Source organism: Micromonospora sp. WMMD1120 (assembly GCF_029626235.1).
In the GTDB taxonomy this organism is placed as follows: domain Bacteria; phylum Actinomycetota; class Actinomycetes; order Mycobacteriales; family Micromonosporaceae; genus Micromonospora.
Window position 1 is genome coordinate 393266 of the sequence record NZ_JARUBO010000005.1, and the last position, 13427, is coordinate 406692.

Below are 13427 nucleotides of genomic sequence, written 5' to 3' on the forward strand. Positions count from 1 at the left end.
AGCCACTGACGGCCCACTCGGCTGCCCCGCTATCCGCTGCGGTCCGGCGGTCCGGCGGGCAGGATGGGCGCATGGCTTCCTCCGTGCAGATCCTGCTCGTCGGCGGTACGGCGGACGGGCAGACGATCACCGTCGAGTTGGACCCCAACGGTCGCCCGCCGCTGACCCACCACCACCTCGGGACGGGTGGGCTGGCCGACGCGCACATCTACGAGCTGGAGAACGTCCAGGAGGACGCCCAGGAGTGGCGCTACCGGTGGACCGGCCCGGCGGTGTGACCGCCCGCCGAGGCCCGCGACGCGGACCGACGCACCCGGGCGGCGGCGTCGGCGCACCGCGCCCCGGCCTGCTCAGACCCGGGTGAGGGCCTTGCCGCGCAGGCTCTCCAGCACGCCGCGGGTGACCTCCGAGGTGCCGCGCGCCTGGTCGCACACCTCCGCCACCCTCCGCGCGGTGGCCGGGGCACGTTGCTCGCGCTCGTCCCAGAGCCGGTCGACCTCGGCCAGCAGCGGCCCCTCCACCTCCCGCTCCACGCCGCGCAGCGCCGGCACCCCGAGCCGTTGGGCCAGGTCGAAGACCTTGCCGGCGTACGGCAGGGGCAGGAACGGCGTGCCGACCATCGCGGCGAAGATGAGGAAGTGCAGGCGCATGCCGACGGCCAGGTCGAAGTGGCGCATCAGCCCGAGCACCTGCTGCGGCGAGTAGGTGCCGTGCAGGATGCGGCCCCGCTCGGCGGCGACCATGTGCGACAGCACCCCGTGCGAGTGCCGGATGTCGTCCCGCTCCATCGGCACGAACAGCACGTACGCGTCGATCCGGTGCACCAGGAAGTCGCCGATCTGCGCCAACAGCCGGTGGTAGCCGTCCACGTCGAGGCGTTCGGCGGCCCGCCCCGGCTCCCGTACGCTGATCCCGACCAGGCGCTTGCCGACCGGCACACCCTCCTCGGCCAGCAGGTGGCTCGGGAACTCCTCCGGTTCCAGCAGGAACGCCGGGTCGGCGGTCACGGTGATCGGGTTGAGCAGGCCCGCCTCCTCCAGCACCATCCGGGATTCCTGGTCCCGGACGGTCACCTGGGTCGCGCTGGACAGCGTCTCCCGGACCATCCCGGTGTCCACCGTGTCGGCGAGCGGCCCGACCCCCACCGCGTACGTGATCAGCGGCAGACCCCGCTCCTGGGCGACCCGGACCACCCGCAGGTAACGGCGGGCCTCCCGGTCGTAGAGGATGCCACCACCGCCCAGGATGAGCAGGTCGAGCTGGGCCAGGACCAGGGCGGAGTCGGTACGGCTGACGCCCTCCCAGGGCACCGCCTCGACATCCGGGTGGGCGGCCCGGGTGTGCGCGGGGTTGCGGGAGAAGACGATGATCCGGGCGTTGGGCTCCTGCATGCGCAGGTCGGTGAGCAGGCCGGTGAGGATCGCCTCGTCGCCGAGGTTCCGCCCGCCGTACGAGCCGAGCACACCGATGGTCAGTCCGGCGCCGTGCGTCATCCGTCGCTCCTCCCCAGGTGCGGTCCGCTCGGGTTTCCCGCTGGGCGGGCGAACAGTCCTGCCGCTGGGACCCGCGCCGTCAGCGCGCCGGGTCTATCCGTTTGGCCATCTGCTGGGCGCTGACCTCGAAGCCCAGGCTCCGGTAGAGCCCGATCGCCACGGTGTTCGTCCCGAAGACGTTCAGACCCAGCTCCGGTACGCCGAGTTGGGCCAGTTCGGCCTCGATGAGCTGGATGATCCGCCGTGCGTGACCCTGTCCCCGGTACGCCGGATCGACCTCGACGTTGTAGATCCAGGCCCGCGACTCGCCCGGCTTCGGCATCGCCACCCAGATCCAACCGACCTGGGTGTCACCGACCCGGGCCAGGCGCAGCAGCGCCCCCTCGGTGGCCACGCCCGCCGGCAGCGACTCCCGGATCTGGTCGGCTGACTGCTGCCGGGCCGACTCCAGGGTCACGCCCCGGTGCACTGCCAGATCATTCGCGTACCCCTCCTGCAGCGGCACCAGCAGGCGGGCCAGGTCCGCCGCCGTCATCGGCGTCAACGTCAACTCCACCGCAATCTCCCTCCCCCTGACCAGCGGGTAGTGCAGCACGAGGCAGCCTGCCACGGCCACCGCATTGTGGATCAGGACACGGCGAACGCCGACTCCAACCGGCGGGCCAGCAGTGTCAGATCGTCCAGGCGCAGGTCGCCGTCGAGCCCTTTCAGCGCGGCGGTCAGCGCGCCGGCCGCCCGCCCGGCTCGCACCCCGACCTCGGCGTCCTCCACCACCAGACACCGCCGCACGGGTACGCCCAGCAACTCGGCCGCCCGCAGGTAGCCCTCCGGATCGGGCTTGCCGACGCGGACGTCCTCCACCGTGACGAGCACCGGCGGCGTGATGCCGGCGGCACCGAGCCGGGCGGTGGCCAGCCGGGCATCGGCGCTGGTCACCACCGCCCAGGGCAGTCCCAGCCGGGTCACAGTGCGCAGCAGGTCGTGCGCCCCGGGGGTGGCCGTCACGTCGGACAGGTCGTCGTACTGCAACGCCAGCTGCCGGGCCGCCGCGGTCGCGACGGCGGTGTCGTCGAGCGCGGGCAACAACCGGCGGACGGTCCGGTCGGCGGGGCTGCCGTGCGCGATCGCCAGGGCGGCGGCCGGGTCGACGGCGTACTCGGCGGCCCACCGCTGCCAGGCCCGCTCCACCGCCGCATCGGAGTCGACGAGGGTGCCGTCCATGTCGAACAGCAGCGCGCGGACGCTCGCCAGCTCCATGATCACTCACACTCCCCGGGTCGCGGATCAGGGCCGCCCCACCCTCCCATGATCGCGGTGAGATGGCAGGTCGGAGGGTCGCGGGTATCGGACCTGGCGGTGGTAACGACGGGTCCGATAGCCGCCAGACACAGGGTTCGACGCGACACATGATCGTTTCCATGACGACGACACGCAACGACAGGGTGGCCCTGGTGACGGGCGGCTCCCGGGGCATCGGGGCCGGCATCGCGCTGCGCCTGGCCCAGGACGGGGCCGACGTGGCGCTGACCTACCGGCAGGACGCCGAGCGGGCCGCGACGGTGGTGAAACAGATCGAGGCGCTGGGCCGCAGCGGGCTGGCGATCCAGGCGGACGGCGCCGACCCGGCGGCGGTGCGGAACGCCGTCGACCGGACCGCCGCCGAACTGGGTCGGCTGGACATCCTGGTGAACAACGCGGCGGTGTTCCCGGTCGGCAGCATCGGCGAACTCGGCACGGCGGAGGTGGAGCAGACGATCGCGGTGAACGTCCGCGCCCCGTACGTCGCGGTGCGGGCGGCGCTGCGGCACCTGGGCGAGGGTGGGCGGATCATCAGCATCGGCAGCAACATCGGTGAGCGGGCGGTCTTTCCGGGGCTGGCGCTCTACGCGATGAGCAAGACCGCGCTGGTCGGCCTGACCCGGGGCCTGGCCCGCGAGCTGGGTCCCCGGGCGATCACCGTCAACCTGGTCAACCCCGGCCCGACCGACACCGACGCCAACCCGGCGCACGGGCCGAACGCGGCGGCGATAGCGGGATTCACCGCCGTCGGCCACTACGCTCGTCCCGCCGACATCGCGGCCACCGTCGCGCACCTGGCCAGCCCGGAGGCCGGGTTCGTGACCGGCGCGGTGGTCAACGTGGACGGCGGCTTCACCAGTTGAGCTGCCCCGGGCGGCGTCGCACATCCCGGCGCCGCCCGGCCTCAACCATCTCCTCGGCGGGAGGCGTTTCTCCTCAGCGAGGGGGTGGGCATGGTCGAGTCGTTCCACGAGTTCGTGGTGCACCGTTCTCCGGCGCTGTGCCGGACCGCGTACCTGCTCACCGGTGATCACCAGCTCGCCGAGGATCTGGTCCAGGCCGCCCCTGGCCCGGACCTACCGGTCGTGACCCAACACCGGCCGTACCGCCTCGACGAACGCGAGCCGCCGTCTTGTCCGCACCTCGATCGCTGCCAGCCACCGCTCCCGGTGCCGGTCGCGCAGCGGCGCGCTCCCGTCGCCCGGCTCGTCACCGAGCCGGCGCTGGTCGGCGTGCTCGGCGGTGACGCTGGCCAGCACGGCCCGAGCGGCCGACTCGACCTCCGCCGGACCTTCCAGCAACACCAGGTTGTACGCCTCGTCCCCGGCGCGCAGCGCCGCGTACGCCTCGTCGTAGCCGGGCGTCGGCCCGCCCCCGCCGGGTTCGAGCCACCGCCGGTCCAGGTGCCGGTACGCCTGGTCACAGGCGCTCAGGAACCCGACGTACGCGTCCCGGCGCAGCTCGTCGCGACGGGTGTTCCGCCGCTCGACGCTGTCCTGCGCGGCGACGGCGAGTTGGTGCGCCAGTTGCCTGCGGGTGCCACGCGCGCCGACCAGACCGGTCAGGGCGGCGGCGGCCAACGTGGACAGCGAGGTGATCAGCGCGACGGCAATGGTGTCCTGCACCAGGACATCATGACGATGCCCGCCACGGCGATTCGAGGCGAGGCACGCTCGCGACGAATCGGCGTCGACACTCAGGTAACGGCCCGAAGGCACGCCAGATCCATGATCAACACGACATCCTTGATGTCGGGGTGTCCACGAACCTGGGATGCCCCGACATCCAAGAACCCGAGTCGATCAAGCCGAACCCGGGTGGTGGGCGCGGCAGGTTTCGAACCTGCGACCCCTCGCTTGTAAGGCGAGTGCTCTCCCACTGAGCTACGCGCCCGGAACGCCCGTACGGCGGGCCGGTGGCTGGCTAGCTTACCCTGCCCGCCGCCGACCCGGGCGCGAGGCGTACCCCGGTCAGACCGTCGCCTCGGCGAGCGCCTTGCGCCAGCCCTGCTGGTCGCGTGCCTCGCCCGGACCGTTCATCTCGGCGAAGCGCACCACGCCCGCCCTGTCGATGACGAAGGTGCCCCGGTTGGCGAAGCCGGCCACCTCGTTGAAGACCCCGTACGCCTGAGCGACGCCACCGTGCGGCCAGAAGTCCGCCAGCAGGGGGAACTGGTAGCCCTCCCGGTCGGCCCAGACCTTGTGGCTGTACGCCGAGTCGACGCTCACCGTCAACACCTGGACGTCGTCGTTCACGTACTCGTCGAGGTCGTCCCGGATCTCGTGCAGCTCGCCCTGGCAGGTGCCGGTGAAGGCGAGCGGGTAGAAGACCAGCAGCACGACCCGCCGGCCCCGGAAGTCCGAGAGCCGGACCTCCTGGTTGTTCTGGTCCTTCAGCACGAAGTCCGGCGCCTCGGCGCCAACCTCGATGGGCATGTGGCTCTCCTCGGGTCGAGTCGGCGGAACGTCGATTTCGGTGCGACGCGCCAGCCTGCCACCCGGCGGCGGGCGGACCGCCGGGCGGGCGAAGCGGCGTCGGCTACTTCTTGCCCTTGGCCCCTCGGCGCAGCACCAGGCGGGCGCCGCTCCAGTCCCGGCCGGCGTTGACGGTCGAGGTCTGCTGGAGGCCGGCGGTGGGCGCGGACTCCGCGACCTCGCTCGGCTCGACGTGCCCCTCCCGCCCCGCCTTCGGGGTGAGCAGCCACACGACCCCGTTGTCGGCCAGCGGGCCGAGGGCATCGACGAGCAGTTCGAAGAGGTCACCGTCGCCGTCCCGGTACCACACCAGCACCGCGTCGACCACCTCATCGGTGTCCTCGTCGACCAGATCTCCACAGCGGTCGGTCAGGGCGTCCCGGAGATCCTGGTCGACGTCGTCGTCGTACCCCATCTCCATGACGACCATCCCCGGTTCGATCCCGAACCGGTCCGCCAGGCTGCGTACCCCGTCGGCGGCCTGACCAGCGGTCGCGCTCACTGTCGCGTGCCTCCTCAACTCGTCCCTGCTCGCGGCGTCGGTGCGACGCCGTCAGGCAAAGTCCACACACTTGTACGTCCCCGCGCAAGTGGCGCACCGGGTGGAACGGAATTTACCGTGCCAGCAGCGTACGGGCACCGTCGGTAATGGCTTCCGCGGAGACCAGAACATGACGGGCTGCCGGACCTAATGGTACAAACGAGTCAACTCCGGCCACCCGCCGCGCGGCACCCACATATCCGGCGTCGACCAGCGCGGCGATCACGCCCTCGCCGACCCCGCCGGAACGGCGCGTCTCGTCCACCACCAGCACCCGACCGGTCGCCGAGGACTCCCGGATGATGTCCGCCACCGGCAGTGGGGCCAGCCAGCGCAGGTCCACCACCCGGGTGCCCACCCCCTCCTCGGCGAGGGTCGCCGCCGCCCGCAGCGACATCCGCACCCCGTTACCGAAGGTGAGGATGGTCAGGTCGTCCGCCGAACCGACCCGGTAGACCCGGGCCCGGCCGATCGGCACGTGCCCGGCCACCCACTCGCCCGGCTCCGGATAGCCGGCCAGCCACTCCCCGTCACCGTCGGCGTACAGGTCGCGGGTGTGGTACAGCGCGATCGGCTCCAGGAACACGCAGACGCTGCCGTCCACCGCCGCGCTCGCCAGACAGGTCCGCAGCATGGGCGCGGCGTCGTCCGGCCGCGCCGGCACCGCGACCACCAGACCGGGCACATCCCGGAGTACGGCCACCGAGTTGTCGTTGTGGAAGTGCCCGCCGAACCCCTCCTGGTACGCCAGCCCCGCCACCCGCACCACCATCGGGTTGCGGAACGCCCCCTGCGAGAAGAACCGCATGGTGGCCGCCTCACCGCGGAGCTGGTCCTCGGCGTTGTGCAGGTACGCCAGGTACTGGATCTCCGGCACCGGCAGCATCCCGGCCAACCCGGCGCCGAGGCCCAGCCCGAGCACCGACGTCTCGTCGAGCAGGGTGTCGAAGACCCGGGCCGGCCCGAACCGGTCCCGCAACCCCTTCGTCACCCCGTACACGCCGCCCTTGGCGGCCACGTCCTCGCCGAAGACCGCCATCTGCGGGTGGTCGAGCATCCCGTCCGCGAGCGCCGCGTTGATGCTCTGCGCCAGGGTCAGCGGGCCGGCCAACTCCGGTGGCTTCCCGCCGAACGCCTCCGCCCGGGCGGCCGCGCCGGGCCCGCTGGCGCGCGCCGCGGCGTCCGCCACCGCCCGCGCCACCCGCACCGGGCGGCGTGGGGCCAGCGTCGACACCACGTCGGCCGCGGACGCCAACTTCGGCTCGACCAGCACCTCCTCGGCCAGCCGGCGGACCTGCCAGCCGGTCTCGTCGTACCGGGCCAGCAACTCCTCGCCGGTCGCCACCCCGGCCTCGGCCAGCAGCCGCGCGGTGGCAACCACCGGGTCCCGGGCCAGGTCGTCAGCCAGCTCGGCCGGGCTCCGGTACGCGGACTCGGCGTCCGCACCGGCGTGCCCCATCAGCCGTACGGTGCGCAGGTGCAGCACCGCGGGACGCCGGTTGCGCCGCACCCAGGCCGCCGCCTCGGCCGCCACGGTGTACGTCCGCACCGGGTCGGTACCGTCCGCGTCGAAGTACCGGATGCCCGGCTTGGCCCGCAGCGTCGCCTCGACCCAGCCCTCCGGCGAACGGACGCTGATGCCCAGCCCGTTGTCCTCGCAGACGAAGAGCACCGGGATGCGCAGCCCGGCGTGGTCGTACCACCCCGCGGTGTTGAAGGCGGCGGTGGCGCTGGCGTGGTTGACCGAGGCGTCGCCGAAGGAGCAGACGACTATCGCGTCCGGCGGCCACGGGGCGTGTGCGGCGCCCGCGCCGCTGCCCACCCGTACCCCGGTCCCGGCACGCCGTCCGGCGCTGTCCAGCCGGCGCAGCCGCTCCACCGCCAGCCCCATCCCGACCGCGCGGGGCAGGTGCGAGGCGATGGTGGAGGTGGTCGGCACGACGGCCAGATCGGCGCGTCCGAACACCTTGTGCCGGCCACCGGCGATCGGCTCCTGACTGGACGCGACCAGACCGCGCAGCACGTCCCGCGCCGCGTCCGCGTACGCCGAGAAGCCGCCACCGTCGGCGGCCTCGACGGACGGCTCGGAGTCGAACCCCTGGCCGGCGGCCGGGTCCGCCGCCGGGGTCGGCACCGGGCCGCTGTCGGGATCGGTGGCCGGCGCGGAGGCAGAGCGGCTGGCGGCCCGCGCGGGGTCGGTGCTCGGGGCGCTGTCGTCGGCGCGGCCGGCGGCCCGCGCGGGCTCGGCGGTGACCTGGGCAGGGTGGTCGGCTCGCGAACGGCTGGCGGCCCGGGCGGGATCGGCGGTCGGGGCGCTGTCGTCGGCGGGGTCGGCGGCACGCGCGGGATCAGCGGTGGGGGCGCTGTCGTCGGCGCGGCCGGCGGCACGCGCGGGATCGGCGGCGGCCTGGGCGGCACGGACGCAGTAGAACGCGCCGGAGCGGTAGTGCAGCAACGCGGGATCGGTGGGTCGGAGCGCGGCGGCGACCGCCGCGTTGCTCTCGTGGCCGGCCGAGCTGATGGTGTAGAAACCCTCGCCGAAGCTGCGCAACCAGCGACCGGCCAGGTCGAGCTGGCGGCTCGTCACCTGCGCGTCGAACAGGTCGAGCAGCTGTGCGCCGGTCAGCGGGGCGTCGTCGGTGACCGGGTCGGCGGGGTCGCGCCGCCGTTGCGGGGCGGGCAGCGCCGCCAGCGTCTCCCGGAACCGGTCATCGAGATCTTGCGGGGTGCTCACGTCGACAGCATTACCGACGGGAGCCACCCTCGCCCAGCGGGACACGGTCCGCGCCGGTCGACCTGCGCCGGCCTACTCACGTGATCCACTCAGGTTCTTGGAGGTCGGGCCTTCCGGTTTGCAGGATGGCGCAGTTTCCCGGGAAGCCGGGGAGGATCACCGCCGTCTGTGCGGGCGGTTCGTGTCCGGGCGCTCGAGCACGATCTTGACGCCACGGGGCACGGGCGCCGGTGCGGCGCGGGCGAGGCCCGAGTGCGCGGTCAGCCCGGCAGGAACGAGAAGCGGACCTGGCGGATGGGATTGTCCCCGTTCGTGTCGACGAGGCAGATCGACTGCCAGGTGCCGAGCGCCAGCCGTCCGTCGACCACAGGCACCGTGGCGTACGGCGGGACGAACGCCGGGAGCACGTGATCCCGGCCGTGGCCGGGCGAGCCGTGCCGGTGTCGCCAACGGTTGTCGGTGGGCAGCAGCGCGTCGATCGCGGTGAGCAGGTCGTCGTCGGAACCCGAGCCGGTCTCGATGATCGCCAGGCCGGCGGTGGCGTGTGGCACGAAGACGTGCAGGAGACCGTCGCCCGCGTCGGAGACGAACTGCTGGGCCTCGGCGGTGATGTCCCGGACGGCCGGTCGGGTCCCGGTCTGGACGGTGATCACGTCACTGCGCATGGATCGCATTCTGCCGCAGGACGGGGTCAGGAACCGCCACCACCGCCACCAGAGTCACCGCCGCCGGACCAACCGCCACCGGAGTCACCACCAGACCAACCGCCGCCAGAGTCACCGCCGGACCAGCCACCGCCGGAGTCACCGCCGGACCAGCCGCCGCCGGAGGCGTCTCCGCTGGGCCACGGCGGGTGGTAGCCGTCGGCGCCCCGGCGCTGTCGTCGGGCGGAGCCGGCCGTCGCGCGGGCCGCGTCCCGCAGCAGGAGTACGCCGAGCACCACCACCAGGGCGCTGAGGGCCACCACACCCACCAGCGTGGCGTCGCCTGCGGCGACGGCTGTCGCGGCGGTCACCAGGCCCGCGACTCCGGCAACGATCATGATCAGGGCGACCGCGACATGACCCCTCTTCATGGCGGAGACGGTAGGAGTGGCGGGCAAACCGCTCAGGACTCCGGCGGTCGTCGCGCTAAGTTACCGACGAGTACCTGTGTTCAGCATCGCGTCGGGGGCACCTAGACGTGACGACAGGTGCCACCAGGGGGCAGGATGGCGCTAGAGACCTATCCCACACACAACCGAGGGAACGCCTGTGGCTACGGAACGCAAGCGCCCGGTGATCAGCGACGGCCTGCCGAGCCAGCTTCCGGACATCGACCCTGACGAAACGAGCGAATGGGTCGAGTCGCTTGACGGTGTCATCGACGAACGCGGTGCCAAGCGCGCCCGCTACGTCATGCTGCGCCTGCTGGAGCGGGCCCGTGAGCGCCAGGTCGGGGTTCCGCCCCTGACCACCACCGACTACATCAACACCATCACGCCGGAGCGCGAACCCTGGTTCCCGGGTGACGAGCACGTCGAGCGGCGCATCCGGGCGTACGTCCGGTGGAACGCCGCGATGCTCGTGCACCGGGCGCAGCGTCCGGAGATCGGCGTCGGCGGGCACATCTCCACCTTCGCCAGCTCGGCGTCGCTCTACGAGGTGGGCTTCAACCACTTCTTCCGGGGCAAGAACCACCCGGGCGGCGGCGACCAGATCTTCTACCAGGGTCACGCCTCCCCCGGCATGTACGCGCGAGCGTTCCTGGAGGGGCGGCTCAGCGAGCACCAGCTCGACGGGTTCCGCCAGGAGCTGTCCCACCCGGGCGGCGGGTTGCCCTCGTACCCGCACCCGCGGCTGATGCCGGACTTCTGGGAGTTCCCCACCGTCTCGATGGGTCTCGGTGGCCTGAACGCGATCTACCAGGCGCGGTTCAACCGCTACCTGCAGCACCGTGGCATCAAGGACACCTCGCAGCAGCACGTCTGGGCGTTCCTCGGCGACGGCGAGATGGACGAGCCGGAGACGCTCGGCGCGATCGGCGTGGCCGCCCGCGAGGAGCTGGACAACCTCACCTTCGTGATCAACTGCAACCTCCAGCGGCTGGACGGCCCGGTCCGGGGCAACGGCAAGGTCATGCAGGAGCTGGAGGCGTTCTTCCGGGGTGCCGGCTGGAACGTGATCAAGGTTGTCTGGGGCCGTGAGTGGGACCCGCTGCTCGCCGCGGACACCGACGGCGCGCTGGTCAACCTGATGAACACCACGACCGACGGCGACTACCAGACCTACAAGGCGGAGTCGGGCGCGTACGTCCGCGAGCACTTCTTCGGCCGGGACGCCCGGACCCGCAAGATGGTCGAGTCGCTCAGCGACGACGAGATCTGGAACCTCAAGCGGGGTGGGCACGACTACCGCAAGCTCTACGCGGCCTACAAGGCGGCCACCGAGCACACCGGTCAGCCAACGGTCATCCTCGCGAAGACGATCAAGGGCTGGACGCTCGGCTCGCACTTCGAGGGCCGCAACGCGACCCACCAGATGAAGAAGCTGACGCTGGAGGACCTGAAGACCTTCCGCGACCGCCTCTACCTGGACATCCCCGACAAGGCGCTGGAGGAGAACCCCTACCTGCCGCCGTACTACCACCCGGGCGAGAAGTCCGAGGAGCTGGCGTACCTGAAGGAGCGCCGCGAGCAGCTCGGCGGCTACCTGCCGAGCCGGCGCACCAGCACCAAGCGGCTGACCATCCCCGGTCCGGAGCGGTTCGCCGACGTCAAGCGCGGCTCGGGCAAGCAGAAGGTGGCCACCACGATGGCCTTCGTCCGCCTGCTCAAGGACATCATGAAGGACAAGGAGTTCGGCAAGCGCTGGGTGCCGATCATCCCGGACGAGGCCCGTACCTTCGGTCTCGACTCGATCTTCCCGACCGCAAAGATCTACTCGCCGCACGGCCAGCGCTACACCTCCGTCGACCGGGAGCTGTTCCTGTCGTACAAGGAGTCGACGACCGGGCAGATCCTGCACGAGGGGATCAACGAGGCCGGCTCGGTCGCCTCGTTCACCGCCGCGGGCTCGGCGTACGCCACGCACGACGAGCCGATGATCCCGATGTACATCTTCTACTCGATGTTCGGGTTCCAGCGGACCGCCGACGGGCTGTGGGCAGCGGCCGACCAGATGGCGCGGGGCTTCCTGCTCGGCGCGACCGCCGGGCGGACCACGCTCAACGGTGAGGGCCTCCAGCACGAGGACGGCCACTCGCTGCTGCTCGCCGCCACCAACCCGGCGGTGGTCGCGTACGACCCGGCGTTCTCCTTCGAGATCGCGCACATCATGGAGCAGGGCCTGCACCGGATGTACGGGGACGCGCAGGAGAACGTCTTCTACTACCTGACGGTCTACAACGAGCCGATCCTCCAGCCGGCCGAGCCGGAGGGCGTCGACGTCGAGGGCCTGCTCAAGGGCATCTACCGTTACTCGCCGGCGCCGCAGGTGGACGGCCCGAAGGCCAACGTGCTCGCCTCCGGCACCGGCATGCAGTGGGCGCTCAAGGCCCAGCAGCTGCTCGCCCAGGACTGGGGGGTGGCCGCCGACGTCTGGTCGGTGACCTCGTGGACCGAGCTGCGCCGCGACGCGGTGCAGGCCGAGGAGCACAACCTTCTCAACCCGGGCAGCGAGGCGAAGGTCCCGTACATCACCCAGAAGCTGGCCGACGCGGACGGGCCGAAGGTCGCGGTCAGCGACTGGATGCGCGCGGTACCGGACCTGATCGCGCGCTGGGTGCCGGGCGACTACACGTCACTGGGCACCGACGGCTTCGGCATGTCGGACACCCGGCACGCGCTGCGCCGGCACTTCCACGTCGACGCGGAGTCGATCGTGGTCGCCACGCTGCGGCAGCTCGCTCGCAGCGGCGCGGTCGACGCCGCGGTGCCGGCCGAGGCCGCCAAGAAGTACGCGATCGACGACGTCAACGCCGCCCCGGTCGGGGAGACCGGCGGCGACAGCTGACCGTTGCGAAACGAGGGGCCCGGCACGCAACCGCGTGCCGGGCCCCTCGCCTGTCGGTACGTTCCCCCGCCCCCCGCCCCCTCCCCCCTCCGCCCCCTCCGGCGTCGATCATGAAGTTGTGGTGGGGACAAAGCGGTCAGACCACTGCGAACCAGGCACCATAGTTCATGATCGACGCTGGCGGGGGCGGGGCGGGGGGCCGGGGGCGGCGGTGGGCCGGCGTTCCTGGTGGGGACGCCGGCCCACCGCCGTCGCGGGTGACGCCGGGAGGATGGGCGCTCGTCAGCCGACGGCGGCCAGGTCGGTGAGCCGGGCCAGCGAGTCCTCCAGGTCGGCGCCGACCCGCCGCAGTCCGAGGCGCAGCAGGGCCGCCTTGACCGGGCCGGCCGGCCAGCGGACCACGATGAGCCGCACGATCGTCCCGCCCTCCTCCTCGTCGGGAGTGAGCTGGACGTAGATCTCGGTGCGCGCCTCCGCTCGCGACCCGGCGCCCTTCGCCCGCTCCCGCCAGCCGATCAGCGTCGGCTCCTGGTAGGCGATCACCTCGGCCTCATGCGCCGAGCCGCGCCCCGCCTGGACGAGTTGTCGCCGCCCGAAGCCCTCTCCGGAGAGCACTTCGGCCGCGCGGACCCCCGCCAGCCAGGCCGGCAACTGCTCGGCCCGCTGGACGACATCCCAGACCACTTCGATTGGCGCCGCCACGTGCGCACTGCGTTCCACGAGGATCATTTCCGTCTTTCCTCCGGTGAGGACATCACACGATATCGGCACTCTATGCGCTAAATCGGACTTACCTGGACGGGTTTGGAAAAAGACACGCCGATCAACCATTGCGGAACGCGCCAGGCCGGCCTATGGCGCATTCATCAAGAGCGCTCTAAAGTCCCGAACACG

Annotated in this window: 13 protein-coding genes, 1 tRNA gene and 1 pseudogene; 4 read left to right on the forward strand and 11 right to left on the reverse strand. The window is 72.0% G+C overall.

The annotated features are described in order from the left end of the window. Nucleotides 1–71: 71 nt before the first annotated feature. Nucleotides 72–278: a hypothetical protein gene (locus O7634_RS01855; protein ID WP_278148444.1), complete on the forward strand. Its 207-nt coding sequence runs from the start codon at nt 72–74 to the stop codon at nt 276–278. Between the two features lie 72 nt (nt 279–350). Here the strand turns inward: O7634_RS01855 and O7634_RS01860 are convergent, their stop codons facing one another. From O7634_RS01860 to O7634_RS01870, 3 genes are all read right to left on the reverse strand, one after another. After that, a complete protein-coding gene (locus O7634_RS01860) occupies nt 351–1493 on the reverse strand; it encodes a polysaccharide pyruvyl transferase family protein (protein WP_278148445.1) in 1143 nt (380 codons plus the stop codon). 79 nt (nt 1494–1572) lie between these two features. Further along, entirely contained in the window at nt 1573–2103 is a 531-nt protein-coding gene (locus O7634_RS01865; protein ID WP_278148446.1) for a GNAT family N-acetyltransferase, read from the reverse strand. A 17-nt stretch (nt 2104–2120) separates the two neighbouring features. Next, entirely contained in the window at nt 2121–2750 is a 630-nt protein-coding gene (locus tag O7634_RS01870; RefSeq protein ID WP_278153836.1) for an HAD-IA family hydrolase, read from the reverse strand. Nucleotides 2751–2911: 161 nt separating this feature from the next. Here O7634_RS01870 and O7634_RS01875 point away from each other — a divergent pair, with 161 nt between their 5' ends. Further along, entirely contained in the window at nt 2912–3655 is a 744-nt protein-coding gene (locus O7634_RS01875) for an SDR family oxidoreductase (protein ID WP_278148447.1), read from the forward strand. Nucleotides 3656–3745: 90 nt separating this feature from the next. Continuing rightward, a pseudogene (locus O7634_RS01880) lies at nt 3746–3875 on the forward strand (sigma factor); the annotation flags it as partial. Here the strand turns inward: O7634_RS01880 and O7634_RS01885 are convergent. The 7 genes from O7634_RS01885 to O7634_RS01915 all read right to left on the reverse strand — a co-directional run bounded on the left by O7634_RS01885 (nt 3869) and on the right by O7634_RS01915 (nt 9616). Then, nucleotides 3869–4417, reverse strand: coding sequence for a hypothetical protein (locus O7634_RS01885; protein ID WP_278148448.1), 549 nt, complete (start codon nt 4415–4417; stop codon nt 3869–3871). The pseudogene O7634_RS01880 and the gene O7634_RS01885 sit on opposite strands and share 7 nt — an antisense overlap. A 193-nt stretch (nt 4418–4610) precedes the next feature. After that, nucleotides 4611–4685: transfer RNA gene (locus tag O7634_RS01890), tRNA-Val, on the reverse strand. 77 nt (nt 4686–4762) lie between these two features. After that, entirely contained in the window at nt 4763–5227 is a 465-nt protein-coding gene (locus O7634_RS01895; RefSeq protein ID WP_278148449.1) for a peroxiredoxin, read from the reverse strand. 103 nt (nt 5228–5330) lie between these two features. Further along, nucleotides 5331–5768, reverse strand: coding sequence for a DUF3052 domain-containing protein (locus O7634_RS01900; RefSeq protein WP_132237238.1), 438 nt, complete (start codon nt 5766–5768; stop codon nt 5331–5333). Between the two features lie 112 nt (nt 5769–5880). Beyond that, nucleotides 5881–8373 carry a thiamine pyrophosphate-dependent enzyme gene (locus O7634_RS01905; protein ID WP_278153837.1) on the reverse strand — a complete coding sequence of 831 codons (2493 nt, stop codon included), beginning with the start codon at nt 8371–8373 and terminating at the stop codon, nt 5881–5883. Between the two features lie 428 nt (nt 8374–8801). After that, nucleotides 8802–9206, reverse strand: coding sequence for a secondary thiamine-phosphate synthase enzyme YjbQ (locus tag O7634_RS01910; RefSeq protein ID WP_278148450.1), 405 nt, complete (start codon nt 9204–9206; stop codon nt 8802–8804). 26 nt (nt 9207–9232) lie between these two features. After that, nucleotides 9233–9616, reverse strand: coding sequence for a hypothetical protein (locus O7634_RS01915; RefSeq protein WP_278148451.1), 384 nt, complete (start codon nt 9614–9616; stop codon nt 9233–9235). Nucleotides 9617–9794: 178 nt separating this feature from the next. On the opposite strand from O7634_RS01915, the gene aceE reads away from it, so the two are divergent. Further along, nucleotides 9795–12533, forward strand: a complete 2739-nt coding sequence (aceE, locus tag O7634_RS01920; protein ID WP_347404236.1) for a pyruvate dehydrogenase (acetyl-transferring), homodimeric type — start codon at nt 9795–9797, stop codon at nt 12531–12533. Between the two features lie 282 nt (nt 12534–12815). Here aceE and O7634_RS01925 read toward each other — a convergent pair whose 3' ends face one another. Next, entirely contained in the window at nt 12816–13262 is a 447-nt protein-coding gene (locus O7634_RS01925) for an SRPBCC domain-containing protein (RefSeq protein WP_278148452.1), read from the reverse strand. Nucleotides 13263–13427: the final 165 nt, after the last annotated feature.